Origin of the sequence: Pseudomonas sp. 22490 (assembly GCF_052044465.1) — a bacterium.
Lineage (GTDB): Bacteria > Pseudomonadota > Gammaproteobacteria > Pseudomonadales > Pseudomonadaceae > Pseudomonas > Pseudomonas aeruginosa.
Genome location: NZ_JBQENS010000007.1, coordinates 20023 through 46119, shown reverse-complemented (window position 1 = coordinate 46119; position 26097 = coordinate 20023). Strand labels below are relative to the sequence as shown.

At 65.6% G+C, this 26097-nt stretch carries 20 protein-coding genes and 3 tRNA genes; 7 read left to right on the top strand and 16 right to left on the bottom strand.

Features of this window, described 5'->3' with window-relative positions; all coding sequences use genetic code 11:
• Positions 1–8 precede the first annotated feature (8 nt).
• The 9 genes from ACTJJX_RS09790 to acnB all read right to left on the bottom strand — a co-directional run bounded on the left by ACTJJX_RS09790 (position 9) and on the right by acnB (position 14609).
• The gene (locus ACTJJX_RS09790) at positions 9–2735 is read right to left on the bottom strand and encodes a nitrate reductase (RefSeq protein ID WP_004342948.1); all 2727 of its coding nucleotides are present in this window, start codon (positions 2733–2735) and stop codon (positions 9–11) included.
• 26 nt (positions 2736–2761) lie between these two features.
• A complete protein-coding gene (gene nirD / locus ACTJJX_RS09785; RefSeq protein ID WP_003098054.1) occupies positions 2762–3088 on the bottom strand; it encodes a nitrite reductase small subunit NirD in 327 nt (108 codons plus the stop codon).
• Between the two features lie 52 nt (positions 3089–3140).
• Positions 3141–5591, bottom strand: coding sequence for a nitrite reductase large subunit NirB (gene nirB / locus ACTJJX_RS09780; protein ID WP_003098052.1), 2451 nt, complete (start codon positions 5589–5591; stop codon positions 3141–3143).
• Positions 5592–5858: 267 nt separating this feature from the next.
• Complete coding sequence (locus ACTJJX_RS09775) at positions 5859–7454, bottom strand: bifunctional protein-serine/threonine kinase/phosphatase (RefSeq protein ID WP_004342954.1); 1596 nt, start codon at positions 7452–7454, stop codon at positions 5859–5861.
• 74 nt (positions 7455–7528) lie between these two features.
• The gene (locus ACTJJX_RS09770) at positions 7529–8740 is read right to left on the bottom strand and encodes an MFS transporter (RefSeq protein ID WP_003098047.1); all 1212 of its coding nucleotides are present in this window, start codon (positions 8738–8740) and stop codon (positions 7529–7531) included.
• Positions 8741–9093: 353 nt separating this feature from the next.
• Positions 9094–9789, bottom strand: coding sequence for a polysaccharide lyase family 7 protein (locus tag ACTJJX_RS09765; protein WP_003098044.1), 696 nt, complete (start codon positions 9787–9789; stop codon positions 9094–9096).
• Positions 9790–10018: 229 nt separating this feature from the next.
• Complete coding sequence (locus ACTJJX_RS09760) at positions 10019–10597, bottom strand: ANTAR domain-containing response regulator (RefSeq protein ID WP_003087868.1); 579 nt, start codon at positions 10595–10597, stop codon at positions 10019–10021.
• 16 nt (positions 10598–10613) lie between these two features.
• Complete coding sequence (locus ACTJJX_RS09755; protein WP_003098042.1) at positions 10614–11822, bottom strand: CmpA/NrtA family ABC transporter substrate-binding protein; 1209 nt, start codon at positions 11820–11822, stop codon at positions 10614–10616.
• A gap of 177 nt (positions 11823–11999) precedes the next feature.
• Positions 12000–14609, bottom strand: coding sequence for a bifunctional aconitate hydratase 2/2-methylisocitrate dehydratase (acnB, locus tag ACTJJX_RS09750; RefSeq protein WP_003087875.1), 2610 nt, complete (start codon positions 14607–14609; stop codon positions 12000–12002).
• Between the two features lie 381 nt (positions 14610–14990).
• Between acnB and ACTJJX_RS09745 the strand changes: the two genes are divergently transcribed.
• A complete protein-coding gene (locus tag ACTJJX_RS09745) occupies positions 14991–15458 on the top strand; it encodes a DUF1289 domain-containing protein (RefSeq protein WP_003098041.1) in 468 nt (155 codons plus the stop codon).
• A 55-nt stretch (positions 15459–15513) separates the two neighbouring features.
• On the opposite strand, the gene ACTJJX_RS09740 is transcribed toward ACTJJX_RS09745, so the two are convergent.
• Entirely contained in the window at positions 15514–16377 is an 864-nt protein-coding gene (locus ACTJJX_RS09740) for a universal stress protein (RefSeq protein ID WP_003087881.1), read from the bottom strand.
• Positions 16378–16547: 170 nt separating this feature from the next.
• Between ACTJJX_RS09740 and ACTJJX_RS09735 the strand changes: the two genes are divergently transcribed.
• Positions 16548–17171, top strand: a complete 624-nt coding sequence (locus ACTJJX_RS09735) for a tRNA isopentenyl-2-thiomethyl-A-37 hydroxylase MiaE (RefSeq protein ID WP_004342965.1) — start codon at positions 16548–16550, stop codon at positions 17169–17171.
• Positions 17172–17219: 48 nt separating this feature from the next.
• Here the strand turns inward: ACTJJX_RS09735 and ACTJJX_RS09730 are convergent, their stop codons facing one another.
• From ACTJJX_RS09730 to ACTJJX_RS09720, 3 genes are all read right to left on the bottom strand, one after another.
• On the bottom strand, positions 17220–18551 hold the full coding sequence (locus tag ACTJJX_RS09730) for an SPFH domain-containing protein (RefSeq protein WP_003087885.1): 1332 nt from the start codon (positions 18549–18551) through the stop codon (positions 17220–17222).
• A 131-nt stretch (positions 18552–18682) separates the two neighbouring features.
• Positions 18683–19405 carry a UDP-2,3-diacylglucosamine diphosphatase gene (lpxH, locus tag ACTJJX_RS09725; protein WP_003087888.1) on the bottom strand — a complete coding sequence of 241 codons (723 nt, stop codon included), beginning with the start codon at positions 19403–19405 and terminating at the stop codon, positions 18683–18685.
• A 4-nt stretch (positions 19406–19409) separates the two neighbouring features.
• Entirely contained in the window at positions 19410–19907 is a 498-nt protein-coding gene (locus tag ACTJJX_RS09720; protein WP_003087890.1) for a peptidylprolyl isomerase, read from the bottom strand.
• A gap of 122 nt (positions 19908–20029) precedes the next feature.
• Here ACTJJX_RS09720 and ACTJJX_RS09715 point away from each other — a divergent pair, with 122 nt between their 5' ends.
• Entirely contained in the window at positions 20030–21700 is a 1671-nt protein-coding gene (locus ACTJJX_RS09715; RefSeq protein WP_003098032.1) for a glutamine--tRNA ligase/YqeY domain fusion protein, read from the top strand.
• A 9-nt stretch (positions 21701–21709) separates the two neighbouring features.
• On the top strand, positions 21710–23092 hold the full coding sequence (gene cysS / locus ACTJJX_RS09710) for a cysteine--tRNA ligase (protein ID WP_016851753.1): 1383 nt from the start codon (positions 21710–21712) through the stop codon (positions 23090–23092).
• A 57-nt stretch (positions 23093–23149) separates the two neighbouring features.
• Here cysS and folD read toward each other — a convergent pair whose 3' ends face one another.
• Positions 23150–24004 carry a bifunctional methylenetetrahydrofolate dehydrogenase/methenyltetrahydrofolate cyclohydrolase FolD gene (gene folD / locus ACTJJX_RS09705; RefSeq protein ID WP_003087898.1) on the bottom strand — a complete coding sequence of 285 codons (855 nt, stop codon included), beginning with the start codon at positions 24002–24004 and terminating at the stop codon, positions 23150–23152.
• Between the two features lie 278 nt (positions 24005–24282).
• On the opposite strand from folD, the gene ACTJJX_RS09700 reads away from it, so the two are divergent.
• The 3 genes from ACTJJX_RS09700 (at position 24283) to ACTJJX_RS09690 (ending at position 24625) form a co-directional block, all read left to right on the top strand.
• Positions 24283–24359: transfer RNA gene (locus ACTJJX_RS09700), tRNA-Arg, on the top strand.
• Between the two features lie 51 nt (positions 24360–24410).
• Positions 24411–24486, top strand: a tRNA-His gene (locus ACTJJX_RS09695).
• Positions 24487–24540: 54 nt separating this feature from the next.
• Positions 24541–24625: transfer RNA gene (locus ACTJJX_RS09690), tRNA-Leu, on the top strand.
• Positions 24626–24634: 9 nt separating this feature from the next.
• On the opposite strand, the gene ACTJJX_RS09685 is transcribed toward ACTJJX_RS09690, so the two are convergent.
• Positions 24635–25744: a tyrosine-type recombinase/integrase gene (locus ACTJJX_RS09685; RefSeq protein ID WP_023082564.1), complete on the bottom strand. Its 1110-nt coding sequence runs from the start codon at positions 25742–25744 to the stop codon at positions 24635–24637.
• Positions 25630–25944: a helix-turn-helix domain-containing protein gene (locus ACTJJX_RS09680; protein ID WP_003124828.1), complete on the bottom strand. Its 315-nt coding sequence runs from the start codon at positions 25942–25944 to the stop codon at positions 25630–25632. Before ACTJJX_RS09680 ends, ACTJJX_RS09685 begins: the two co-directional genes overlap by 115 nt.
• Positions 25945–26097 lie beyond the last annotated feature (153 nt).

The window sequence follows — 26097 nt, the reverse complement described above, 5'->3', positions numbered from 1 at the left end:
CGTTCTCCTCAGGCATTCGCCGCCATGGGCCGGGGGGCCGCCAGCAGTCTCTTGATTTCCGGTACGCAGGAGCCGCAGCCGGTGCCGCAGCCGAACTCGCGCTTCAATCCGTCCAGGTCCAATCCGCGGGCGATGCCGCCGAGCACCGTTTGCTGGCTGACGTTCTGGCAACTGCACAGGGTCTTGCCGCCCGCACCCTGGCTGGGTCGTCCCGGTGCCGCGCCGAGTGGGGCGAGCAGCCAGCGGCGTAGCTCGCTATCGGCCCGGCCGGTAAGCCAGAGCTCTTTCAACCAGTCTCGGGCGAGGGTTTCGCCGGCGAGCCGGACGGCGACGATGCGCCCGTCTTCGAGGCGCACGCGCTTGCCGATGGCGCGCCGTGGGTCGTCGTAGGCGAGGATCGGCCCGTCGAGCAATTCGAGTTGGCGATCTATCCGCTCCAGCAGGTCTGCGCCAGGTGCCTCATGGTGTGCGGCGCTGACCAGCAGGGCGGGGCGCTCGCGTCCGGCGAGACTGAAGCTGGCGTGGTCGAAGACTTCGCACAGCGCACGGAGGGCCTCGAAACGCGCCTGGATATCGGTTTCCACCAGCGCGAACAGGCGCCAGGGCAGTTCGACGGACTCGACCTGAACCCCGGCGTGCTTGAGTTCGGGTTGTTTCGACAGGGGGTCGAACGCCGGCAGGGTCAGGACATTGCAGCCCAGGCCCTTGAGGAAGCGATCGCCCCAGTGCATCGGCAGGAAGGCCTGGCCGGGGCGCACCGAGTCGTCTGCGCTCACCGGCAGGACCAGGGCGCCACGCCGGCTCTTCAGGCGCACGAGCTGCCCGTCCCGCAGTTGGCTGCGGCGCAGTTCCTCGGGATGCAGGTGCACCAGGGCCTCCTCTTCATGGCCGAACAGGCGTGCGCAGGTGCCGGTCCGGCTCATGCCGTGCCACTGGTCGCGCAAGCGTCCGGTATTGAGGGTCAGCGGGTAGCGCGCGTCGCGTTTTTCCTGGGCGGCGCGGTAGGGTTCGGCGACCAGTTGCGCGCGTCCCGAGGCGGTAGGGAAGCGGCCGTCTGCATAGAGCCGTGCGGTGCCTTGCTCCGCGCCAGTGGGAAATGGCCATTGCTGCGGCCCCAGGCGGTCGAGCAGTGCGTAGCTGAGGCCGGAAAGATCGAGGTCGCGCCCGGCGGTGAGCAGCTTGTATTCGTCGAACAGGCTGCGGCTGTCGGCAAAGGCGAACAGGCCGGGTTTAGCGGGCCGCAGGTGCCCTTCCAGGCGGCGCGCGAAGTCGCAGACGATGTTCCAGTCCTGGCGTGCTTCCCCGGGGGGCGGAACGGCCCGACGGACATGACTGACCCGCCGTTCCGAATTGGTCACGGAGCCTTCCTTTTCTCCCCAGGATGCGGCTGGAAGCAAAAGGTCGGCGTATTGGCAGGTTTCCGTGCCGGCGAAGGCTTCCTGGACCACCACGAAGGGACAGCGGGCAAGGGCCTCGTGGATCTTGCGCTGGTCCGGCAGCGATTGCGCGGGGTTGGTACAGGCGATCCAGAGCGCCTTGATCCGGCCGTCGTGGACCGCATCGAACAGCTCGATGGCGCTGAGACCGGGGGACGTGGGCAACTGTTCCACACCCCAGTAGTGCGCCACCTCGGCGCGATGGCCGGGATCGGCGGCTTCGCGGTGGCCGGGCAGCAGGTTGGCCAGGCTGCCGGTCTCGCGACCGCCCATGGCGTTCGGCTGGCCGGTGAGGGAAAACGGCCCGCATCCGGCGCGGCCGATCTTGCCGGTGGCCAGGTGCAGGTTGATCAGCGCGCTGTTCTTGGCGCTGCCGGCGCTGGACTGGTTGAGCCCCATGCACCAGAGCGAAAGGAAGCGCGGCGAACGGCCGATCCATTCGGCGCAGCGCTGCAGGTCGGCGCGGTCGATGCCGCAGATGTCGGCGACGGCGGCCGGGGTGTAGTCGCGCACCAGTTCCTTCAGGTCGGCGAAACCTTCGGTATGCTCGGCGATGAACGAACGGTCGATCCAGTCCTCCCAGAGCAGGATATGCAGGATGCCGTGGAACAGTGCGACGTCGGTGCCGGGCAGCAGCGCCAGGTGCAGGTCGGCCAGCTCGCAGGTGTCGGTGCGCCGCGGGTCGATCACGACGATGCGCATCTCCGGCCGAGCGGCCTTGGCGGCCTCCAGGCGACGGAACAGGACCGGGTGGGCGAAGGCCATGTTGCTGCCGGCGATCAGCACGCAATCGGCGCAGTCGAGGTCTTCGTAGCTGCAGGGCGGTGCGTCGGCGCCCAGGCTGCGCTTGTAGCCAACCACCGCCGAGGACATGCACAGGCGCGAATTGCTGTCGATGTTGTTGGTGCCGACCAGGGCCCGCGCCAGCTTGTTGAAGGCGTAGTAGTCCTCGGTCAGCAACTGGCCGGATATATAGAAGGCCACGCTGTCCGGCCCGTGTTCGCGAATGGTCTCGGCGAAACGCCCGGCGGCATGTTCCAGGGCACTCTCCCAGTCGCTGCGAGCCCGCGCCAGTTGCTTGCCGAGGCGCAGTTGGGGGTACAGCGCGCGGGCCTGGAGGTCGCCGGTCAGGTGCAGGCTGGCGCCTTTGCTGCACAGTCTGCCGAAGTTGGCCGGGTGCCGAGGATCGCCTTGCACGCCGAGGATGCGTTCGCCGTCGTGTTCGATCAGGACGCCACAACCCACGCCGCAATAGCAGCAGGTCGAAGCGGTGGTGCGCAGCGGGGAATCTGTCGACATGCTCGGCTCCTGTTATCGGCGAGAGATCAGGCGCACAGCGCCACGCTGTCCAGGCCGAGCAGCACCCGTCCGTTCTCCACCCGCACCGGGTGGCGATGGGCGCAGCCCTGGTCCGGGGCCACGGCTTCGCCGCTCTCCAGTTCGATCTGCCAGTTGTGCAACGGACAGGCCACTCGCTTGCCGTAGATCAGGCCCTGGGACAGCGGGCCGCCCTTGTGCGGGCAGCGGTCATCGAGGGCGAAGACCTGGTCGTCGGCGGCGCGGAAGATGGCGATGTCGCCTTTCGGGCCGGCGACCACGCGCGAGCCCAGCGGGTTGATTTCATCGAGGGCGCAGATATCCAGCCAGTTCATCGGTTCACTCCGGTAGGGGGAGGGCCGCCGTGGGACGGCCCGGACAAGGGATTCAGACGTTTTCCAGTTGCTTGAGCGGAATCCGTTCGAACTCCTTCTTCAATTGCGGCTGTTCGATGCGCTGCTTCCATGGGTCCTGCTCGAAGGACAGGGCGAATTGCAGGCGGTCGTTGAGCGCCTTGCGGTTTTCCGCGTCCTCGACCACCGCCTTGCGGATGTGCTCCATGCCGACCCGCTGCAGGTAATGCACCGTGCGCTCCAGGTAGAAGGCTTCCTCGCGGTAGAGCTGGAGGAAGGCGCCGTTGTATTCGCGCACCTCTTCGGCGGTCTTGAGCTTGACGAAGAACTCCGCGACCTCGGTCTTGATCCCGCCGTTGCCGCCGATGTACATCTCCCAGCCGGAGTCCACGCCGATGATGCCGACGTCCTTGATCCCGGCCTCGGCGCAGTTGCGCGGGCAGCCGGAGACCGCCAGCTTGACCTTGTGCGGCGACCACATGTTGAACAGGTCGTGTTCCAGATCGATGCCCAGCTGCGTCGAGTTCTGCGTACCGAAGCGGCAGAATTCGCTGCCGACGCAGGTCTTCACGGTGCGGATGGATTTGCCGTAGGCATGTCCGGAGGGCATGTCGAGGTCTTTCCAGATGGCCGGCAGGTCGTCCTTCTTCACCCCCAGCAGGTCGATGCGCTGGCCACCGGTGACCTTGACCATCGGCACCTGGTACTTGTCGGCGACGTCGGCGATGCGCCGCAACTCGGCGGCGTTGGTCACGCCGCCCCACATCCGCGGTACCACCGAGTAGGTGCCGTCCTTCTGGATGTTGGCGTGGGCGCGTTCGTTGATCAGGCGCGACTGCGGATCGTCCTTGGCTTCTCCCGGCCAGGTCGAGATCAGGTAGTAGTTCAGGGCCGGGCGGCAGGTGGCACAGCCGTTCGGGGTCTTCCAGTCCATGAAGCGCATGGCGGCGTCGAGACTGGTCAGCCGGTGTTCGCGAATGGCCTTGCGGATCTGCCCGTGGTTGAGGTCGCTGCAGCCGCAGATGGCCTTCTCGCTCTTCGGCTTGACGTCGGCGGCGCCGCCGACGGTGCTGATCAGGATCTGTTCCACCAATCCCGCGCAGGAACCGCAGGAGCTGGCGGCCTTGGTGTGTTTCTTGACTTCGTCGACGCTGAACAGGCCGTGTTCTTGTATCGCCTTGACGATGGTGCCCTTGCAGACGCCGTTGCAGCCGCATACTTCGGCCGTGTCGGGCATGCTCGCGGCGCTGTTCTGGCCCTGGTGGCCGACATCGCCGAGGGCGTTCTCGCCGAACATCAGGTGGTCGCGGATCTGCGCGACGTTGTGGTTCTCGCGGATCTGCCGGAAGTACCAGCCGCCGTCGGCGGTGTCGCCGTAGAGACAGGCGCCGACCAGTACATCGTCCTTGATCACCAGCTTCTTGTAGACGCCGCCGATGGGGTCGGAAAGGGTGATGGTCTCGCTGCCTTCGCCGCCGATGAAGTCGCCGGCGGAGAACAGGTCGATACCGGTCACCTTGAGCTTGGTCGAGGTCACCGAGCCCTGGTAGCGGGCGTAGCCGAGATGAGCCAGGTGGTTGGCGCAGACCTTGGCCTGCTCGAACAGCGGCGCAACCAGGCCGTAGGCGATGCCACGGTGGTTGGCGCATTCGCCGACCGCATAGATGCGTGGGTCGTAGGTCTGCAGGGTGTCGTTGACCAGGATGCCGCGGTTGCAGGGGATGCCCGCGCTTTCGGCCAGCTCGGTATTGGGGCGGATGCCGGCGGCCATTACCACCAGGTCGGCGGGAATCACGTCGCCGTCGTTGAACTGCACGGCACAGACCCGGCCGCTGCCGTTGTCCATCAGTTCCTGGGTCTGGGTGTTCAGGCGGAAGCGGATGCCGCGGGCTTCCAGCGCGCCTTGCAGGAGTTTGCCGGCGGTGCGGTCCAGTTGGCGTTCCAGCAGCCAGTCGGAGAGGTGCACGACGGTCACGTCCATGCCGCGTTGCTTGAGGCCGTTGGCCGCCTCCAGGCCGAGCAGGCCGCCGCCGATCACCACCGCGTGGCTGTGGGTCCGGGCGCAGTCGATCATGGCCTGGGTGTCGGCGATGTCGCGGTAGCCGATCACGCCCTGCAGGCGATTGCCGGGTATCGGCAGGATAAAGGGGACCGAGCCGGTGGCCAGCAGCAGGCGGTCGTACTCGGCCTCGCTGCCGTCCGCGGCGACCACCCTGCGGCGGACCCGGTCGATCTGCACCACCTTGCGGTCGAGGAGGAGCTTGATGCCGTTTTCCGCATACCAGTTGAGGTCGTTGAGGACGATTTCCTCGAAGGTCTGCTCGCCGGCCAGCACCGGGGACAGCAGGATGCGGTTGTAGTTGGGATGGGGCTCGGCGCCGAACACCGTGATGTCGTAGAAGTCCGAGTTGAGCTTGAGCAGTTCTTCCAGGGTACGGACCCCGGCCATGCCGTTGCCGACCATCACCAGCTTGATCTTCTTCATGCGGAGTAGCTCCTGCATAAGGTTGGCGCAAACAAAAAAGGCGTCCCGCTGTTGCCAGCAGGACGCCTTTGTCCAGGTCCCGTTCGGTCGGGAAACGCCGCCTCGTCGTTGAGGCAGGCGCTTTGTTGTCGATTGTCGGGAGAACCCAAGCAGGCGCCGTGCCAACTTGCGCTATTGCCTATCTCCATGGCCTTGCAGGGATAACGCGGGGCCTCCCCGCGGTCTTTCTGCCCCGTGCCGGGGCGTATCGCACCGGGCTGGTGCCTCTCAGCCCTTCAGCCAGACCAGGAGCAGCGCCAGGTTGGCGGCCAGGGACAGCAGGGCGATGGCGCGCCAGGTCTGCAGCGGTTCGCGCTCCAGCAATGGGCGGGTTGCCGCGGCCGGCAACGCTTCTCCCTGTTGCAGCGAGAGCAGCCATTCCTCGGCGGTCTCGAAGCGCTGTGCGGGGTCGCAGGCGACGGCGCGCAGCAGCAGGTCGTCGATCCAGGCCGGCAGGTCGGGGCGATAGCGGCTGGGCGGGACGGGGCGACCGAAGCGCGGGTGCTGGAAGGCTTCGATCTCGCCATAGGGATAGCGCCCGGTCAGCGCCTGGTAGAGGCAGACGCCGGTGGCGTAGAGATCCTGGCGCACCGAGGGCGAGGTGCCGGAGAAGCACTCCGGCGCCAGGTAGCTGGGCGTACCCGGTAGCAGATGGGGGTCTTCGCGCGACAATCCCGGACACCAGGCCAGGCCGAAATCCAGCAGGCGCAGCTCGCCGTCGCGGCCGAGGTGGAGATTTTCCGGCTTGAGGTCGCGGTGCAGCAGGTTGCGTCGATGCAACTGGCCAAGCCCGCGCAGCAGCTGGTTGGCCAGCCCCAGCCACTCCGGCAGCGACAGCGGGCCATGGTTGCGCAAGCGCTCGGCGAGAGTCTCTCCGGGGTGCTCGCGCATCAGGTAATACAGATGCTGGCGTTGCGCCAATCCGTGCAGCTCGGGGAAATGCCGGCCCTGGACGCGGCGCAGGAACCATTCCTCGAGCAGCAGGGCCTGGGTTGCCAGCGGATCGTCGGCACGTGCGGCGGGAAGGGTCTTCAGCAGCCAGGGTTGGCCCTGGCCATCCTCGACCCGGTAGAGCAGGGACTGGCGGGATTCGCCGAGCAACTGCCGGACCCGCCAGCCTTCGAAGAGCTGGTCGGGCTTCAGCGGTGGCGGCAGTGGCCAGTGGCCCAGTTGCGCGAGGGCGTCGCCGAGGCTGCCTGCGGGCACGGCTTCCACGCGCACCAGCAGGGCGCTGGCGTTGTCCTGGCTGCCTGCCAGGTGGGCGGCGCGAACCAGAGCCTCGGCGCTGCGCTGCGGCTCTTCGGCGTTGCGCAGGATGCTGCGGATGCCGCTGTCGCCCAGCGTCGCCCAGACGCCGTCGCTGACCAGTAGCCACTGGCTGCCGGGCTCCAGATCGCCTTCCAGATAGTCGACCACCAGATGCTGGTCCAGTCCCAGGGCGCGGGTCAGCACGTGTTGCATGTGCGGCTGTTCCCAGACGTGGTCGCTGGTCTGCCGGAGCAACTCGCCGTCGCGCCACAGGTAGGCCCGGCAATCGCCGACGTGGGCCAGGGTGTAGCGGGTGCCGCGCAGCACCAGGGCGGTGAGGGTGGTGAGCAGCGGCTGGCCGCCGCCGTTGGCCTGTAGCCAGCGGTTCTGCGCCAGCAGCAGGCGGTCCAGGGACTGCACGATGGCCCAGGTTTCCGGAGTCGCATAGTAATCCAGGGCCAGCGCTTGCAGGCTGCTGCGCGCCGCCAGGCCGCCATCGGCGCACTGGCTGACACCGTCGGCGATGGCCAGCAGGTGTCCCTTGCTGGCGGCCAGGGCCGGCGCCGGGGTGACCACCCGCAGCGCGTCCTGGTTTTCCGTGCGAGGCCCGCAGGCGCTGGCCTCGCCGATGCTCAGTCGCAGCCCCACGCTCAGACCCGCGCGGCGGTAACCGCGGCCGAGCCCCAGGTGGTGCGCCAGCGCCGCTTCACCCCGTGGAGGCCGAACCAGGCCAGCACGCCGAGACTGGCGAACAGCCACAGGCCGAGCTGGTAGTCGCCGGTGCTTTGCTTGATCGCGCCGAGGCCGGCAGTCAGGCAGAAGCCGCCGATGCCGCCGGCCATGCCGATCAGCCCGGTCATCACGCCGATTTCCTTGTGGAAGCGCTGCGGTACCAACTGGAACACCGCGCCATTGCCGGCACCGAGACTGAGCATGGCGACCACGAACAGGCCGAGGGCGGCCATCGCGCTGGTCAAGTGGAAACCGACCGCGGCGATGCAGATGGCGGCCAGGGTGTACACCATCAGCAGGCTGCGGATGCCGCCGATGCGATCGGCGAGGGCGCCGCCGAGCGGGCGCATCAGGCTGCCGGCGAAGACGCAGGCGGCGGTGTAGTAGCCGGCGGTCACCGGGTTCAGGCCGTACTGGTCGTGGAAATAGCCGGGCAGGGTGCTGGCCAGGCCGAGGAAGCCGCCGAAGGTGACGCTGTAGAAGAACATGAACCACCAGCTGTCGCGGTCGCCGAGGGCTTTCAGGTAATCGCCCATGGCCTTGGGCGCCGGCCGCTGCGGGGCGTTGCGCGCGACCATGGCGAACACCAGGAGGGTCAGGACGAGCGGCAGCAGGGCGAAGCCGAACACGTTGTTCCAGCCGAACGCGGCGGCCAGGCCGGGGGCGAAGAGGGCGGCGAGCACGGTGCCGGAGTTGCCCGCGCCGGCGATGCCCATGGCCTTGCCCTGGTGTTGCGGCGGGTACCATTGCGATGCGAGCGGCAGGGCCACGGCGAAGGATGCCCCGGCGAAGCCGAGGAACAACCCCAGCAGCAGTGCCTGCGCATAGCTGTTCACGCCCAGCAGCCAGGCGGCCGCCAGGGCGGCGATGACGATGACCTGGGCGAGGATGCCGGCGCTCTTCGGCGACCAGCGATCGGCCAGCAGGCCGAGCAGGAAGCGCAGTACGGCGCCGGCGAGGATCGGCGTGGCGACCATCATCGCGCGCTGTTGGGTGCTCAGTTGCAGGTCGCCGGCAATCTGCACCCCCAGCGGGCCGAGCACGTACCAGACCATGAAACTCAGGTCGAAATAGAGAAACGCCGCGAACAGGGTCGGCGCATGGCCGGCCTTCCAGAAGCTGTTGTTCATCGAACACCTCGTATCCAGCGGAATCGGGGCGGAACGGCCGCCCGGCGGAAGTTGCATCGCTACAAGGTGAGCGTCCGACAGCGGACCACCCACCCGCCCCGACGCTGGGGCGAAACGACGAAGACGCCACGGGCCTCTGCCGGGAAGGAGAGGCCGCGCGACGTCTTTGTCGGGGATGGGTAACCGCCGTTGGCTACCGTCAGGCAGGACGTAGCAAGCTCTTTGCCAAGTTGTCGAAAGCGCGGCGTAGAGCGGTTGCAGGGACAACCATGGCGTCGGGCGTGCACGCCGCGGTGGCAGGCGTCGGGGGCTTGCACAGGGCTGGGGCGGCGCGTCCGTGCGCCGTCGGCGGTTCAGCGATGGGCGGTGTTCAGGTGGTAGATGGTCACGCGGCTGCCTTCGCCGCTGTCGCCGGCGTTGTCGTTCACGTAGGCGCCGGCCTTGAAATAGAGCAACTGGTCGTTCCAGGCGCTGCCGAGGGTCTGGTAGTAAGCGTCCTCTTCGCCGTCCTGGCTGCGCGCGCGCACCGCCAACTCGCCGCTGGAGGTGACGCGCAGGCTGTAGTTGAAGCGCTCGCCCAGGCGTACCTGCTCGAGGATCGACACGTTGCGGCTATAGGAATCGTCCGGGTGGTTGCGTACCAGTGCCTCGACCCGGCCGAGGCCTTCCTCGGGCTTGTAGTAGTACTGCAGCTTCACCAGAGGTTCGCCGTCGTCGGTCTGTGGCGACTTGCTGTGGATCTGGCCGATGATCACCTTGTTCTTCGAGGGGACCTTCTCGACGCTCATGGTCACCCGCAATTCGTTGTCGGCCTGCCAGTAGTACCAGTTGTCGAGGCTGCCGTCGGCCTGGGTTTCGCGCAGTTCGGTGCGGGGATAGGTGCTGTCCTCGGTGTGCGAGCCGTCGATGGGCACCCAGAAGACCAGGCCGCCATCGTTGCCTTGCTGGAAGTACTGGCTCTGGTAGCCGTTGTTGAGTTGCTGGGTGGTGATCACCTGCGGGGTGGGTTCGGTGGGAATGGTAAGGTTCCAGGTGCTGAGATCGATCATGCTGAGCATCTCCTGACCGCTGAGTCGGCGGTGCGGTTCGGGCGGACGCCTGCGGCTCCTAGCCCTGGGCGTCCACTGCGGGCCTCCCTGGTCATGCTAGTCGAGGGTGGCGAGGGGGTAGCTCCCAGAACGGATAGGGCCGTTCCGGGCGCACGAGCATAGCCGCGCCGCTCTGCGCCGGGGGCCAGCAGGGTGGCTGGCGATATGATCGCCAGCTGCCCAGCCGGATTCAGCCGCCGAGCATGTCGTGCATGGCGATGATCTGCTCGGCGACCTGGATCAGCTTCTGCTGGCGGCTCATGGCCTGGCGCCGCATCAGCGTGTAGGCCTCCTCCTCGCCGCAATGCTTCATCTTCATCAGCAGGCCCTTGGCCAGCTCGATGCGCTTGCGCTCGGCCAGCTGCGCCTCGCGCGCCTGCAGTTGAGCGCGCAGCGCCTGGTCGCTCTCGAAGCGCGCCATGGCGACGTCGAGGATCGGTTGCAGGCGGCTGGCCTGGATGCCTTCGACGATGTAGGCGCTGACCCCGGACTGGATGGCGCGGCGCATCACTCCCGGATCGTGCTCGTCGGTGAACATCACGATCGGGCGCGGCTGGTCGCGGCTGACCAGGCAGACCTGCTCCATCACGTCGCGGCCGGGAGACTCCGTGTCGATCAGGATCACGTCGGGACGCAGCGCTTCGACGCGCGCCGGCAGGTCGATGGTCAGCCCTGACTCGTCCACCACTTCGAAACCGCTCTCGAGCAGGGCGGCCCTGAGGCGTCCGACTTTCTTCGGCGTGTCGTCGATCAGCAGGATACGCAGCATGGCGGGCGCACCAGGGTCAGAGGTCGATGCCCTGGCCGGTTTCGGCCAGGGCGTGGATCGGGAAGCTGCGGGCGTAGCCGGCGGGGTCGCTGCCGTCCCAGGTGCGCCCGTCGATCAGTGTCGAGCGGCGCATGTCGGCGCCGTCCAGGCACAGGCCAAGGGCCGTCGCGGCATCGCGGTACAGCGCGGTCTGCTGGACCCTCCGGGCGATGCCCAGGTAGTCCGGGTCTTCGCGCAGCAGGCCCCAGCGGCGGAATTGGGTCATGAACCACATGCCATCCGAGAGCCAGGGCCGGTTGACTTCGCCGTCGGCATAGAAACGCAGCGGATGCGGGTCCTGCCAGGCGTTGCCGAGGCCGTCCTGGTAGCGGCCGAAGAAGCGCGGCTGGATCGCGCCGAGCGGAGCGTCGACATAGTCGCGGCCGCTGATCAGTTGCGCGGTGCCCAGGCGGTTCTCGGCGTTCTGTTCGATGAAGCGGCTGGCGTCGAGGACCGCCATGACCAGCGCGCGGGCGGTGTTCGGGTAGGCGTCGACGAAGGCGCGGGTAGTGCCGAGGACCTTTTCCGGGTGGTCCGGCCAGATCGCCTGGCTGGTGGCGATGGTGAAGCCCTGGCCCTGGTCCACGGCCAGGGCGCCCCAGGGTCCGCCGGCGCAGAACCCGTCGATGCGCCCGGCCTGGAGATGGCCGACCATCTGCGCCGGTGGAACCACCACGCTGTGCACGTCGTGCAGCGGATGCAGACCGATGCTCGCCAGCCAGTAGTTCAGCCAGAGCGCGTGGGTACCGGTGGGAAAGGTCTGCGCCAGGGTCAGGCGTGCACCATTCTGGCGCCGATGCCGGAGCAGTGCCTCCGCACTGGTCACGCCAGCCTGCTTCAGCGGTTCGGAAAGATTGATCGCCTGGCCGTTCTGGCACAGTCCCATGAGCACCGCCATCTCGCTTGCCGCGCTGCCGCCGAGGCCGAGCTGGACGCCGTAGACCAGCCCGTACAGGCACTGCGCGGCATCCAGCTCGCCGCTGAGCAGTTTGTCGCGCAAGGTGGCCCAGGACGGTTGGCGCCTGAGATTGAGCGTGAGGCCGTAGGGCTGGGCGAAGCCCTGGGTGGCGGCCACGATCAGCGAGGCCGAATCGGTCAGCGCCATGAAACCGATGTCCAGGGCGCTCTTTTCCGGTGCGTCGGAACCGCCGGCCCAGGCCTGGCTGCGTATCGCTCTGTCTGTCATCACCACCTCGAGTGCGGGAGAGCGGCGCGGGCCGTCCCGTTTTCCAGTGCGCCGGCGCCGTCGTCGGCGCGCTTTTCCATAGCTGCCACAGCAAGCGCTATGCCAGGCGGCGCGGGGGTTTTCGCCGGGCAAGAAAAAGCCCCGCACGGGGCGGGGCTTGTTCGACGCGTCGCTGGATCAGGCCTGGACGACCGGGATCTTGGCGTTCGCAGCCGCTTCGCGGAACTCGGCGATCTGGTCGAAGCTCAGGTAGCGGTAGACGTCGGCAGCCATGCTGTCGATGTCCTTCGCGTAGGCCATGTACTCCTCCACGGTCGGCAGTTTGCCGAGGATCGAGGAGACCGCCGCCAGCTCGGCCGATGCCAGGAACACATCGGTGGCATCGCCCAGACGGTTCGGGAAGTTACGGGTCGAAGTGGAGACCACGGTGGAACCGGTCTGGACGCGAGCCTGGTTGCCCATGCACAGCGAGCAGCCCGGCATTTCCATGCGCGCGCCAGCCTTGCCGTAGATGCCGTAGTAGCCTTCCTCGGTCAGCTGGTGGGCGTCCATCTTGGTCGGCGGAGCCAGCCACAGACGGGTCGGGATGCCGCCCTTGACCTTGTCCAGCAGCTTGCCGGCGGCGCGGAAGTGACCGATGTTGGTCATGCAGGAGCCGATGAACACTTCATCGATCTTGCGGCCCTGTACGCTCGACAGCAGACGCGCGTCGTCCGGATCGTTCGGCGCGCAGAGCACTGGCTCCTTGACGTCGGCCAGGTCGATCTCGATCACCGCGGCGTACTCGGCGTCCTTGTCGGCTTCCAGCAGCTCCGGCTTGGCCAGCCAGGCTTCCATCGCCTGGGCGCGACGCTCCAGGGTGCGCGGGTCGCCGTAGCCTTCGCCGATCATCCAGCGCAGCAGGGTGATGTTGGACTTCAGGTACTCGGCGATCGCCTGTTCCGGCAGCTTGATGGTGCAGCCGGCGGCGGAACGCTCGGCCGAGGCGTCGGACAGCTCGAAGGCCTGCTCCACGGTCAGGTCGTTGAGGCCTTCGATCTCGAGGATGCGGCCGGAGAAGATGTTCTTCTTGCCCTTCTTCTCGACGGTCAGCAGGCCCTGCTGGATCGCGTAGTAAGGGATCGCATGGACCAGGTCACGCAGGGTGATGCCCGGTTGCAGCTTGCCCTTGAAGCGCACCAGCACCGACTCCGGCATGTCCAGCGGCATCACGCCGGTGGCGGCGGCGAAGGCCACCAGGCCGGAGCCGGCCGGGAACGAGATGCCGATCGGGAAGCGGGTGTGCGAGTCGCCGCCGGTACCAACGGTATCGGGCAGCAGCATGCGGTTCAGCCAGCTGTGGATGATGCCGTCGCCCGGGCGCAGCGACACGCCGCCACGGGTCATGATGAAGTCGGGCAGGGTGTGGTGGGTCTTGACGTCGATCGGCTTCGGATAGGCCGCGGTGTGGCAGAAGGACTGCATCACCAGGTCGGCGGAGAAGCCGAGGCAGGCGAGGTCCTTCAGTTCGTCGCGGGTCATCGGGCCGGTGGTGTCCTGGGAACCGACGGTGGTCATCTTCGGTTCGCAGTAGGTGCCCGGGCGCACGCCCTGGCCTTCCGGCAGACCGCAGGCGCGGCCGACCATTTTCTGCGCCAGGGTGAAGCCCTTGCCGCTATCGGCCGGTGCTTCCGGCTTGCGGAACAGGTCGGAGGCGCCCAGGCCCAGCTCGGCGCGGGCCTTCTCGGTCAGGCCACGGCCGACGATCAGCGGGATACGGCCGCCGGCGCGGACTTCGTCGAGCAGGACCGGGGTCTTCAGCTCGAAGGTGGTGACCACTTCGCCGCTGTCGTGGCGAACGACCTTGCCTTCATAGGGGTATACGTCGATGACGTCGCCCATGGCCAGGTTGGTGCAGTCGAACTCGATCGGCAGGGCGCCGGCATCTTCCATGGTGTTGTAGAAGATCGGTGCGATCTTGGTGCCGAAGCAGAAGCCGCCGGCACGCTTGTTCGGCACGAACGGAATGTCGTCGCCGAAGAACCACAGCACCGAGTTGGTGGCGGATTTGCGCGAGGAACCGGTGCCGACCACGTCGCCGACGTAGGCGACCGGGAAGCCCTTGGCCTTGACCGCTTCGATCTGCTTCAGCGGACCGACCGAACCCGGCTGGACCGGCTCGATGCCGTCGCGGGCCATCTTCAGCATGGCCAGGGCGTGCAGCGGGATGTCCGGGCGCGACCAGGCGTCGGGGGCCGGGGAGAGGTCGTCGGTGTTGGTTTCGCCGGGGACCTTGAATACGGTGAGAGTCAGCTTTTCCGGGACTTCCGGCTTGGCCTTGAACCACTCGCCATCGGCCCAGGATTGCAGCACGGACTTGGCCGCGGCATTGCCCTTCTTGGCGCGCTCGGCGACGTCGTGGAAGGCGTCGAACATCAGCAGGGTGTGCTTCAGCTGTTCGGCGGCGGTGTTGGCCAGTTCGGCGTCGTCCAGCAGCTCGACCAGGGTGGCGATGTTGTAGCCGCCCTGCATGGTGCCCAGCAGCTCGGCGGCACGTTGCTTGTCGATAAGGGGGGAGGTGGCTTCGCCCTTGACGATGGCGGAAAGGAAACCGGCCTTGACGTAGGCGGCTTCGTCGACGCCCGGCGGTACGCGGTTGGTGATCAGGTCAAGGAGGAATTCTTCTTCGCCGGCCGGCGGGTTCTTCAGCAGCTCGACCAGGCCTGCGGTCTGTTCGGCGTTCAGCGGTTGGGGCACGACACCCTGGGCGGCACGCTCTTCTACGTGTTTGCGGTAGGCTTCAAGCACAGTATTTCCCTCATCAGTGGTCCCGGGGGACACGTATCCAGGAACCGACGCAGATCCGCTCGTCAGGCCCAGGTGGACGGTAATCCACCAACCTACGAGGGCATCGGCAGGTTCCAGACAGAAGCTGTTTTCAAAGTTTTACGCCGGCGGGCTGGGGTGGGGCTGGCGAGACGCTTGAGGGAGGCGCCGTCGCCAGCGTACCTGCCGGAAACTGTGCTCGTGACGCTTTGAAAACAGCTTCTAACGGACATTGGCGCCTAAAAAGGCGGGCCAATGTTACTGGAAACTCGACGCAAAGTTAAGTCGGAAACCCTAGGAACCACAGGGTGAACTTGATTAGACAAAGGGCTAAGATGCCGCTTTGTTTTCGTTGTCCCGGCCATGTCTTCGCAAAGAATCAAAACCCCCTGCGTAGGGCTTTGCTCCACGGTATACGGCGACCTGGTATGCCGTGGCTGCAAGCGTTTCCACCATGAGGTGGTCAACTGGAACCTCTACGACGCCGAGGAAAAGCGGGCTGTCTGGAGTCGCCTTGAGCAGTTGCTGGCCCAGGTGATGGCCGCCAAGCTGGAAGTCTTCGACGCCGCGCGCCTGCGCCTGCAACTGGAGCAGCGGCAGATCCGCTTCGTCCCCGAGCAGTCTCCCTATTGCTGGGCCTACCAGTTGATCGCCCGCGGTTCCCGGCTGATCAACCAGATCGAAGCCTACGGCGTGGCACTGCTGCCGGAATTCCGCGACTGGAGCCTGCCGGACCTGCGCGATGCCATCGACCGGGAATTCTTCCTGCTGTCGGAAGCGCATTACCAGCGCTACATCGCGCCCTCGTTCCTGCAGGCGATCGACAGATAGGCGGTGTCTCCAGCGAAAAAGCCGCCCTTGGGCGGCTTTTTCGTCCGACCAGCGGTCACTCCTTGCTGGCCAGTTCCTCCAGGTGGGCGATGATGTCGTCCGGCTTCAACACCAGCACGTCGCTTTCCAGGGTATCCAGCACCACTTCCGCGGTATTGCCGATCAGCGCGCCGGACAACCCGGTGCGCGCCACGGTGCCGATCACGGTGACCACCGCGTCGAGCTTCTGCGCGGTGCGCGGGATCAGCACGTCGGCCGGACCTTCCTCGATGTGCAATTGTTCGTCGCTGAAACCGTACTCGGCCTGGAAGGTGCGGCAGGCCTCGCGATAGCGGGCCTCGATGGTTTCGCTGAGCTGGAAGGTTGGGTCGGCGGAGGAGAGCATCGGCGAGGGGTGGGCGCTGATCACGTGCAGCGTGGCCTTGGCCAGGCCGGCGATGTCGTAGGCATGGCTGATGATCCCGGCGTGCAGGGAGCGGTGCTCGCCGTCGTTGTTGCCGACGTCGACCGCGGCGAGGATCTTTCCGCCCGTCCAGGGCCGGGCGGTCTTGGTCATCAGTACCGGGCAGGGCGCGAAGCGCAGCAGTTTCCAGTCGTCCGGGGTGAGGATGGCCTTTTTCAGCGGGTTGTCGGGAAAGTGCTGCTTGATGATCAGCCCGCAGCCTTCGGCCTGTTGCTCGGCGATGATGGTCTGGTGCAGGGAGTCCTTCCAGGCCTGGTTGGTCGAGACGCTGTAGCCTTCCTCGCGCAGTTCCTGGGCCAGGTCGTTGAGGGCGGCGCTGTGGTCGCGGCGCTTCTCGCAGACCAGCAGGTGCAGGTGCGACTGGGTCACGCCGGCGATCAGTTGTGCCCGTTTCAGGGCGAGACCTTCCAGCTGGTCCGGTTCAATCACCACGAGGATGCTGCGAATGGCTTGCATGATCGTCTCCCTGAGTGCTTGTGGTTATCGCTGAAACAACTCTAGACGCAATCCAGCCGCTGCTCTTGATGCATATCAAACGGGTCGGCCTGCCCGACCACCGCAGCTTCCGTATAATGCTCCGCCTTTCCTGCCCCGACCAGCGTCGTGGCAGGCCCTTTCCAGAATGAGTGACCTGCACCATGTTGCCCGAGATCGACCAATTCCTTGCCTGTTCCACTCCCGCCGCCTGGGTCGAGGCGGCCCTGGAGCGCCAGGACGTCATGCTGCTGGACCACAAGGCCTGCGAGATGAAGGCCGCGGCTACGGCGATGCAACTGATCGGCAAGTACTCCGGCCGCCTGGACCTGGTGAACAAGATGAGCCGCCTGGCGCGCGAGGAGCTGCGCCACTTCGAGCAGGTGCTGGCGATCCTGAAGAAACGCGGTATCCCGGTGGTCAATGTCAGCGCCTCCCGCTACGCCTCGGCGCTGCGCGACCTGGTGCGCAAGCAGGAGCCGCAGCGGCTGACCGATACGCTGGTGGTCGGCGCCTTCATCGAGGCGCGTTCCTGCGAGCGCTTCGCCGCCCTGGTGCCGCACCTGGACGCGGAGCTGGCGAAATTCTACGGCGGTTTGCTGAAGTCCGAGTCGCGGCATTTCCAGGACTACCTGAAGCTGGCCTACCAGTACGGCGACGAGGCCGACGTGGAGCGGACGATCGAGGTGGTGCGGGCCAAGGAGGCCGAGCTGATCAGCAGTCCGGACAACGAGTTCCGCTTCCACAGCGGCCTCCCGGTGGACCTGGTGGCCTGAGCCGGAAACAAGAAAGCGCCCCGCGGGGCGCTTTTTTTGCTGCCTGGATCAGTCCTTGACCTTGAGGTCGAGAGCCAGGTCGCGGGCGGCCTTGGTCGCCAGAACGCCCATCAGCTGGCCGATCTCGTCCTGGCGGCTCGCCGCGCCGTTGGCGCCGGCGCCCATCATTACGCTGGGGACGGGGGCCTGGGCGGCGGCTTCGGCCCAGACCTTGTTGATCGCGATCAGCGCGTCGAGCTTCGGCTGCAACGCGCCGTCCGCCTTGATCACCGCTTCGCGGGCGTAGGCCTCGGCGTCGGCGGTGATCTTGGTGGCCTGGGCGGTCACCGTGGCCTTGTCGCGCAGCAGTTCGGCGGTCTGCTTCTCGATCTCGGCGCGCTGCTTCTCGCGCTCGGCGTTGATCACCGCCAATTGCTTGTCGGTTTCCGCCTGGGTGGTGCGTTCGATCTGGTCGCGCAGGGTTTCCTGGCGCTTGGCCTCGACTTCCTTCTCGCCGCGGGCGGTGACCAACAGCTTTTCCTCTTCTTCCTTCAGGCGGTTCTGCCGCGCCACCGCCAGCTCGGCGAGCGCCTGCTGGACCTTGACCATGCGCTGCTTGTACTGCGGGTTGGGATCGACGTTGGTGATCCGCGCTTCCACCACCTCGACGCCGAACTTGCGGAACTGCTGTTGCTTGCGTACCGGGATGCCCTTGGCATCGGTGACCTTCTCGGTGACGAACTGGCTGGCGTTGTTGTCGCCGAACGCTCCCTGCTCGGTGCCGGCCTGGAGGATCGCGGTCTGGTGCGGAATGGCGCCGCGCGGCCCGCGGACTTCCTTGCGCTTGATCAGGTACAGGCCGTCGTTGAGCTGGTTCTCGAACTCGGCGGCGAATTCGCTGCGGGCTCCGGCGTAGTAGTCGTCGGCGCTCATCAGCGAAGCGGTGGCCTGGAGGGTTTCCTTGATCGCCGGCACCAGTGCGGTGCGGATGAAATTGTCCGGGTTGCGGTATTCCTGGGCCATCTTCAGGAACGGCTCGCCGCCGGGCAGGCGAAAGCGCGCGGAAGATTCGACCTTGGCGTCGACGTTGCCGAGGAACACGATCGGGAAAGCCTCGATGGTGGCGCCGAGGCCGTCGTTGTCCGGATTGGTGTCGTTATCGTCCATGACCAGTACGGACTGCACGCTGATGGCCTTCTTCCAGGTGGTGGCGCGACCGAACCACTTGGTCGCGTAGCCGACGTCATCGACGATCTTCTCGTCGCCGAAGATGGTCCTTACGTGGGTCATGAAGCCGGCTTCGTTATAGAAGAACACGCCGTTGAACAGGCCGAAGCCGAGGGCGAGCACGCCGAGGGGGGCGGCGACGAACTTGATCAGGTTTCCCTTCGAGATGATCACGATCATTCCTTGATGCGGGGTGGGGGAGCGCGATCCTGCTGAAAGGTGGCCCGCGACGTCAAGATGGACGGCGGAAAAAATGCGAATCGCATAATGTTTCTGAAAGGCCCGCATGGCGGGCCTGGGGTGGGTCAGAGCGGGAAGGGCGCCTGGCGATGGCCGTTGGCGTCGATCTCCAGGGCCCAGCCCTGGCGGTCCCAGTCGCCGAGCACGATGCGCCGGGCGGGCTGGCCGTCGATGTCCAGCGGGTGTTCGGCCGGCCGATGAGTGTGGCCGTGGATCAGGGTACGCACGCCATGCCTGCGCATGACCCGGGGCACTTCTTCGGGTGTGACATCGATGATGTCGACGGCTTTCATGCGGGTCTGCGCGCGGCTTTCCTTGCGCAGCTTGCGTGCCAGCTTGTGCCGGGTGGCCAGCGGCAGGTGGCGCAGTACCCAGAGCGTGAGCGGGTTGCGCAGCCAGCGGCGCAGGCGCATGTAGGCCTCGTCGCGGGTGCACAGGCTGTCCCCGTGCATCAGCAATACCGGCTCGCCGTACAGGTCGATCACGCTCGGGTCGGGCAGCAGCGTGCATCCGGCCTCGCGGCAGAACGCCTTGCCGATGAGGAAGTCGCGATTGCCGTGCATCAGGTAGATGCGCGTACCGCCGTCGGCCACCTGGCGCAGGGACTGGGCGATGGAGCGCTGGAAGGCGTCCATGCCGTCGTCGCCGATCCAGGCTTCGAAGAAGTCGCCGAGGATGTACAGGGCCTCGGCCCGGCGGGCGCGCTCATCGAGGAAAGACAGAAACGCCCGGGTGATGTCCGGGCGTTCCGCTTCGAGATGCAGGTCCGAGATGAACAGGACGCTCATCGCTTCATTCTTCGACGATTTCGGCCTTCTCGATGATCACGTCCTCGGCCGGCACGTCCTGGTGGCCGCTGCGCATGGTGGTGGCCACGCCCTTGATCTTGTTGACCACGTCCATGCCCTCGACCACTTCGCCGAAGACGGCATAGCCCCAGCCCTGGGTGGTGGGGGCGGTATGGTTGAGGAAATCGTTGTCGGCGACGTTGATGAAGAACTGCGCGCTGGCCGAATGCGGGTCCATGGTACGAGCCATGGCGATGCTGCCGACCTTGTTGGTCAGGCCGTTGTTGGCTTCGTTCTTGATCGGTGCGCGAGTGGGCTTCTGCTTCATGCCCGGCTCGAAACCGCCGCCCTGGATCATGAAGTTGTTGATCACGCGGTGGAAGACGGTGTTGTCGTAGTGGCCGCTTTTCACGTACTCCTTGAAGTTCGCCGCGGTTTCCGGGGCTTTCTCTTCATCGAGCTTCAGGGTGATGACGCCATGGTTGGTATGCAGCTTGATCATGTGGGTAATCCGCTTTGTCGTGAAAATCGAAGGCCTGTCAGGGGGTTGACAGCTTCGGCTATGATAAGCGCTTTGATTTGCCCGGCCTACCCTGGTCGGGCGAGAGCATGACCAAGGATCCCATGAGCAAGCCAGAGACCACCGCCGCCCCGAACTTCCTGCGCCAGATCGTTCAAGCCGACCTGGATGCCGGCAAGCACGCGAAGATCGTCACCCGTTTCCCCCCGGAGCCCAACGGTTACCTGCACATCGGCCACGCCAAGTCGATCTGCCTGAACTTCGGCCTGGCCCAGGAATTCGCTGGCGATTGCCATCTGCGCTTCGATGACACCAACCCGGCCAAGGAAGACCAGGAGTACATCGATGCCATCGAGGCCGACATCAAGTGGCTGGGCTTCCAGTGGTCCGGCGAGGTCTGCTATGCCTCCAACTATTTCGACCAGTTGCATGCCTGGGCCATCGAGCTGATCAAGGCCGGCAAGGCGTTCGTCTGCGACCTCGGTCCCGAGGAAATGCGCGAATACCGCGGCACCCTCACCGAGCCGGGCCGCAACAGCCCTTACCGTGACCGTTCGGTGGAGGAGAACCTCGACCTGTTCGCCCGCATGAAGGCCGGTGAGTTCCCCGACGGCGCCCGTTCGCTGCGGGCGAAGATCGACATGGGTTCGCCGAACATGAACCTGCGCGATCCGATCCTGTACCGCATCCGCCATGCGCATCACCACCAGACCGGCGACAAGTGGTGCATCTACCCGAGCTACGACTTCACCCACGGTCAGTCGGACGCCATCGAGGGCATCACCCATTCGATCTGCACCCTGGAATTCGAAGACCATCGTCCGCTCTACGAGTGGTTCCTGGCCAACCTGCCGGTACCTGCGCAACCGCGCCAGTACGAATTCTCCCGGCTCAACCTGAACTACACCGTGACCAGCAAGCGCAAGCTCAAGCAATTGGTCGACGAAGGCCATGTCAGCGGCTGGGACGATCCGCGCATGTCGACCCTGTCCGGCTATCGCCGCCGCGGCTACACCCCGGAGTCGATCCGCAACTTCTGCGAGATGATAGGGGTGAACCGTGCCAGCGGCGTGGTCGACATCGGCATGCTCGAGTTCAGCATCCGCGACCACCTGGACGCCACCGCGCCGCGTGCCATGTGCGTGCTGAAACCGCTCAAGGTGGTGATCACCAACTACCCCGAAGGGCAGGTGGAGAACCTCGAGTTGCCGCGTCATCCGAAGGAAGACATGGGAGTGCGCGTACTGCCGTTCGGTCGCGAGCTGTTCATCGATGCCGGTGACTTCGAGGAAGTCCCGCCGGCCGGCTACAAGCGCCTGATCCCCGGTGGCGAGGTGCGTCTGCGCGGCAGCTACGTGATCCGTGCCGACGAAGCGATCAAGGATGCCGACGGCAATATCGTCGAACTGCGCTGCAGCTACGATCCGGACACCCTGGGCAAGAACCCGGAAGGCCGCAAGGTCAAGGGCGTGATCCACTGGGTGCCGGCCGAGGGCAGCGTCGAGTGCGAAGTGCGCCTGTACGATCGGCTGTTCCGCTCGGCCAATCCGGAGAAGGCGGAAGAGGGCGGCAGCTTCCTCGACAACATCAACGCCGACTCCCTGCAGGTACTGGCCGGCTGTCGCGCCGAGCCGTCGCTGGGCCAGGCGAACCCGGAGGATCGCTTCCAGTTCGAGCGCGAAGGCTATTTCGTCGCCGACCTGAAGGACTCCAGGCCGGGCAAGCCGGTGTTCAACCGTACCGTCACCCTGCGTGACTCCTGGGGACAGGGCTGAGGAAAGACCGTGCTGCAGATCTACAACACGCTGAGCAAGACCAAAGAAGTCTTCACGCCGCTGGTCGGCAACCAGGTACGCATGTACGTGTGCGGCATGACCGTGTACGACTACTGCCATCTGGGCCACGGCCGCAGCATGGTGGCGTTCGACGTGATCACCCGCTGGTTGCGCCACCGTGGCTACGACCTGACGTACGTGCGCAACATCACCGATATCGATGACAAGATCATCAATCGCGCCAACGAGAACGGCGAGCCGTTCGATGTGCTGACCGAGCGCATGATCGCGGCGATGCACGAGGACGAGGCCCGGCTGAACATCCTCAAGCCGGACCAGGAGCCACGCGCCACCGATCACATCGCCGGCATGCACGCGATGATCCAGACCCTGATCGACAAGGGCTATGCCTACGCGCCGGGCAACGGGGACGTGTACTACCGGGTCGGCAAGTTCGCTGGCTACGGCAAGTTGTCGCGGCGGCGGGTCGAGGACCTGCGCATCGGTGCGCGGATCGAGCCGGGCGAAGCGAAGGAGGATCCGCTCGATTTCGTGCTCTGGAAGGGCGCCAAGCCGGGCGAGCCGAGCTGGTCGTCGCCCTGGGGCGAGGGGCGCCCGGGCTGGCACATCGAATGCTCGGTGATGTCCACCTGCTGCCTGGGCGATTCCTTCGACATCCATGGCGGTGGCAACGACCTGGAGTTCCCTCACCACGAGAACGAGATCGCCCAGAGCGAGGCCGCGACCGGCAAGCCCTACGCCAAGTCCTGGCTGCACTGCGGGATGATCACCATCAACGGCGAGAAGATGTCCAAGTCGCTGGGCAATTTCTTCACCATCCGCGAAGTGCTGGAGAAATATCACCCCGAAGTGGTGCGTTACCTGCTGATCGCCAGCCATTACCGCAGTCCGATCAACTACTCGGAGGAGAACCTGCGCGAGGCCAAGGCGGCCCTGGACCGTTTCTACAACGCGCTCAAGGGGCTGCCCGAGGCGGCGCCGGCGGAAGCGGTGGAGTATGTCGAGCGCTTCGCCGCGGCGATGGACGACGACTTCAATACCGCGGGTGCCTGCTCGGTGCTGTTCGAGCTGGCGCGGGAGGTCAATCGTCTGCGCGAAAGCGACCTGTCGGCGGCTGCCGCGCTGGCCGCGCGCCTGAAGCAGTTGGCTGGCCTGCTGGGGGTGCTGCAGCTGGAGCCGGAAGCCTTCCTGCAGGCGGGCGCCGAGGGCAAGGTCGATGCGGCCGAGGTCGAGGCGCTGATCCAGGCGCGCCTGGAGGCGCGGGCGGCGAAGAACTGGGCGGAGTCCGACCGGATTCGCGACCAGCTCACCGCCATGGGCGTGGTGCTGGAGGATGGCAAGGGCGGCACTACCTGGCGCCTGGCCGACTGAACCCGCAGCGATAAATGAAAAGCCCCGCGTTCGCGGGGCTTTTCATTACCGGCGACCTCAGTCGTGCAGGTGTTCGGCGGCGTGCAGGGTATTTTCCAGCAGGCAGGCGCGGGTCATCGGCCCGACGCCGCCCGGCACCGGGGTGATCCAGCTGGCGCGTTGTGCCGCCACCTCGTATTCCACGTCGCCGACCAGGCGGCCGTCGGCCTGGCGGTTGATGCCGACGTCGATGACGATGGCGCCTTCCTTGATCCACTCGCCCTTGACCAGTCCCGGCTTGCCGGCAGCGACCACCACCAGGTCGGCGCGCGACACATGGTCGGCCAGGTCGCGGGTGAAGCGGTGGGTCACGGTGACGGTGCAGCCACCCAGCAGCAACTCCAGAGCCATGGGCCGGCCGACGATGTTCGAGGCGCCGACCACGACCGCGTCCATGCCGTACAGGTCGGCGCCGGTGCTGGCGAGCAGGGTCATGATGCCTTTCGGGGTGCAGGGGCGCAGCAGGGGCATGCGCTGGGCCAGGCGGCCGATGTTGTAGGGATGGAAACCGTCCACGTCCTTGTCCGGGTGGATACGCTCCAGCAGCAGGGAGGCGTCCAGGTGGGCGGGCAGGGGTAGCTGGACCAGGATGCCGTCGATGGCGGGATCGTCGTTCAGGCGGTCGATCAGGGCCAGCAGGTCGTCCTGGCTGGTTTCGGCGGGAAGATCGTAGGCCTGGGAGAGAAAGCCGACTTCCTCGCAGTCCTTGCGCTTGTGCGCCACATAGACCTGAGAGGCCGGATCGGTGCCGACCAGGATCACCGCCAGGCCGGGAACGCGCAGGCCTTGCTGGCGGCGCTCGGTCACGCGTTGGGCTATCTGCTGGCGAAGGTTGGCGGCGATCGCTTTGCCGTCGATCAGTTGTGCGGTCATGTCGGAAGGGTAACCATCGAATCGGGTGGAAAAAGGACGCGCATTTTCGCATGGACGCCGCCCGGGGCAAAGGAGGCGACCCGCGGATTTGCCGTAACTCCTTTATATAGCTGAATTTTTTTAAAAAACCCGTTGACGGCCTTTCGCCCCCTGTATAACATGCGCCCCGCTTGCCGAGCACAGCCGGACGCAGGGTAAGAGGTAATGCAAGTCGGTTGCTGACTTTGTGATTGCCAGAGCTTAAAGTTTGCGCTCAGCATTGAATGCAGATGAATAAAGCGCCCGTAGCTCAGCTGGATAGAGCATCCGCCTTCTAAGCGGATGGTCGCAGGTTCGAGTCCTGCCGGGTGCGCCATTCGGCGAATCGGCAAGAAGCAGGCGATGTTTTACCGCAAGTCGTAATATGGTGGGCGTAGCTCAGTTGGTAGAGCACAGGATTGTGGCTCCTGGTGTCGTGGGTTCGATTCCCATCGTCCACCCCATATTCCGAAGCGCCAGGCCCGAGGCCTGGCGTTTTCATTTCCAAGCAGTGTCCCGCGGACGTGGTGGAATTGGTAGACACACTGGATTTAGGTTCCAGCGCCGCAAGGCGTGAGAGTTCGAGTCTCTCCGTCCGCACCACCTTCTAAATCAAGTGTTTACGAGCTTCAGCGGCCCTCCATGTAGATGCGCTGGATTATCAGCGTGAACAGAACGTGAAATGCGGCTTTCACGGACTTGATCAAGAACCCCAACAGCATCCCTTACCCTGGCCGGAGCAAGATGGGCATATCGTTCAGTCATCGCGACTGTCGAGTGTCCGAGCAGATCCCGTACATCCGCCAGCGGAACGCCGGCGCTGACCAGCCATGCCGCGCAGGTGTGGCGCAGGTCGTGAATCGTAAAGTCCGCAATCTTCGCTGCCTGGCAGGCCTGCTTGAAGCCGGCCGAAAGCGATATCACTCGATCACCGTTAGCGCGCGCAAAGACCCAGGGGCATTCCGGGCTGGTCTCGGACCTGAATGCCATTCGTCGCTTTAGTGCTGCCATCGCCCCTTCGTTGATCGGGATGCTCCGGCGCTTGCCTGCCTTCGTGTGGGATGCCTCCAAGTAGATCAGTCGATTTGCGAAATCGACCCTGCGCCACTCCAGGCCAAGCATTTCCTCCCGCCGGCACCCTGTGTTGACGGCCAGGCGGATAAAGTCCTCCAGCATCGGGCCAAACTTCTGCCCGCGCGCGGCTCGGCACAGGGCCTCGACCTCTGCCCTTGTCAGCCAACGATCACGCCCCTCTGCCTCGCGCATCTTCCGTCCCTTAACGGGATTCGGGAGGGCCCACTCCAGTTCTGTGTTGCAGTGGTTGATCGCCGCGGAGAGGGCGGCGAGTTCTCGGTTGATGGTTGCCGGGGATGCGCCCGCATCCAATCTGTGCGAACCGTATCCCCGGATGTCCTGGCCCCCTAGATCGTTGACCACGCGTCCGGCAAAATACTCGCGCAGCGGCTTTATGCGGTGCACGGTCGTTTCGTAGCTGCGCTGATGCTGGCGAGCGTGCTGCAGGTACGGAATGATCACCTCCTCAAAGGTCCTGGGCGGATTCACGCCCATTTCCTTTTCCTTCCACGCTTTCGCGCGCTCCTGTTGCTCTAGTGCTTTCGCCGCCGAGTAGTCGGCAGTTCCAGAAGAGCGTCTAACAAGCTTTCCTGTTGCTGATTTGAAAGAGATCCACCAGTAGGCGGAGTCGTTTCTCTTGTACGGCATACTTCCTCCGGTACGCCGACCGCGTCGCGCATGCTAGCAGCGGCTTCCTCTTCAAGCATCTGTTCGAGCTTTTCCTTGTGGACCCGGATGGTCTTTTTGAACCTGACCACCGGGATCAGCTTTTCGTCCGCGTAGCGGTACGCGGTCCTGCGGCTCACGCCGAGAATGCCGGCGGCCGCCTCAACTGAAATCAAAGACATAGCGAGACCTTGGCCGATCAACGGCATCGGGTTGGCGGGTAGAATTCGTGGAGGCTTGGCCGGGCAGGGCGCCCGAATCGGGCAATATGGGGGTTAACTGCTCGGTCAGGCCTTCTGGTAGGATTTGAACGCCCAGCCGGGCGGGCCTCAGGA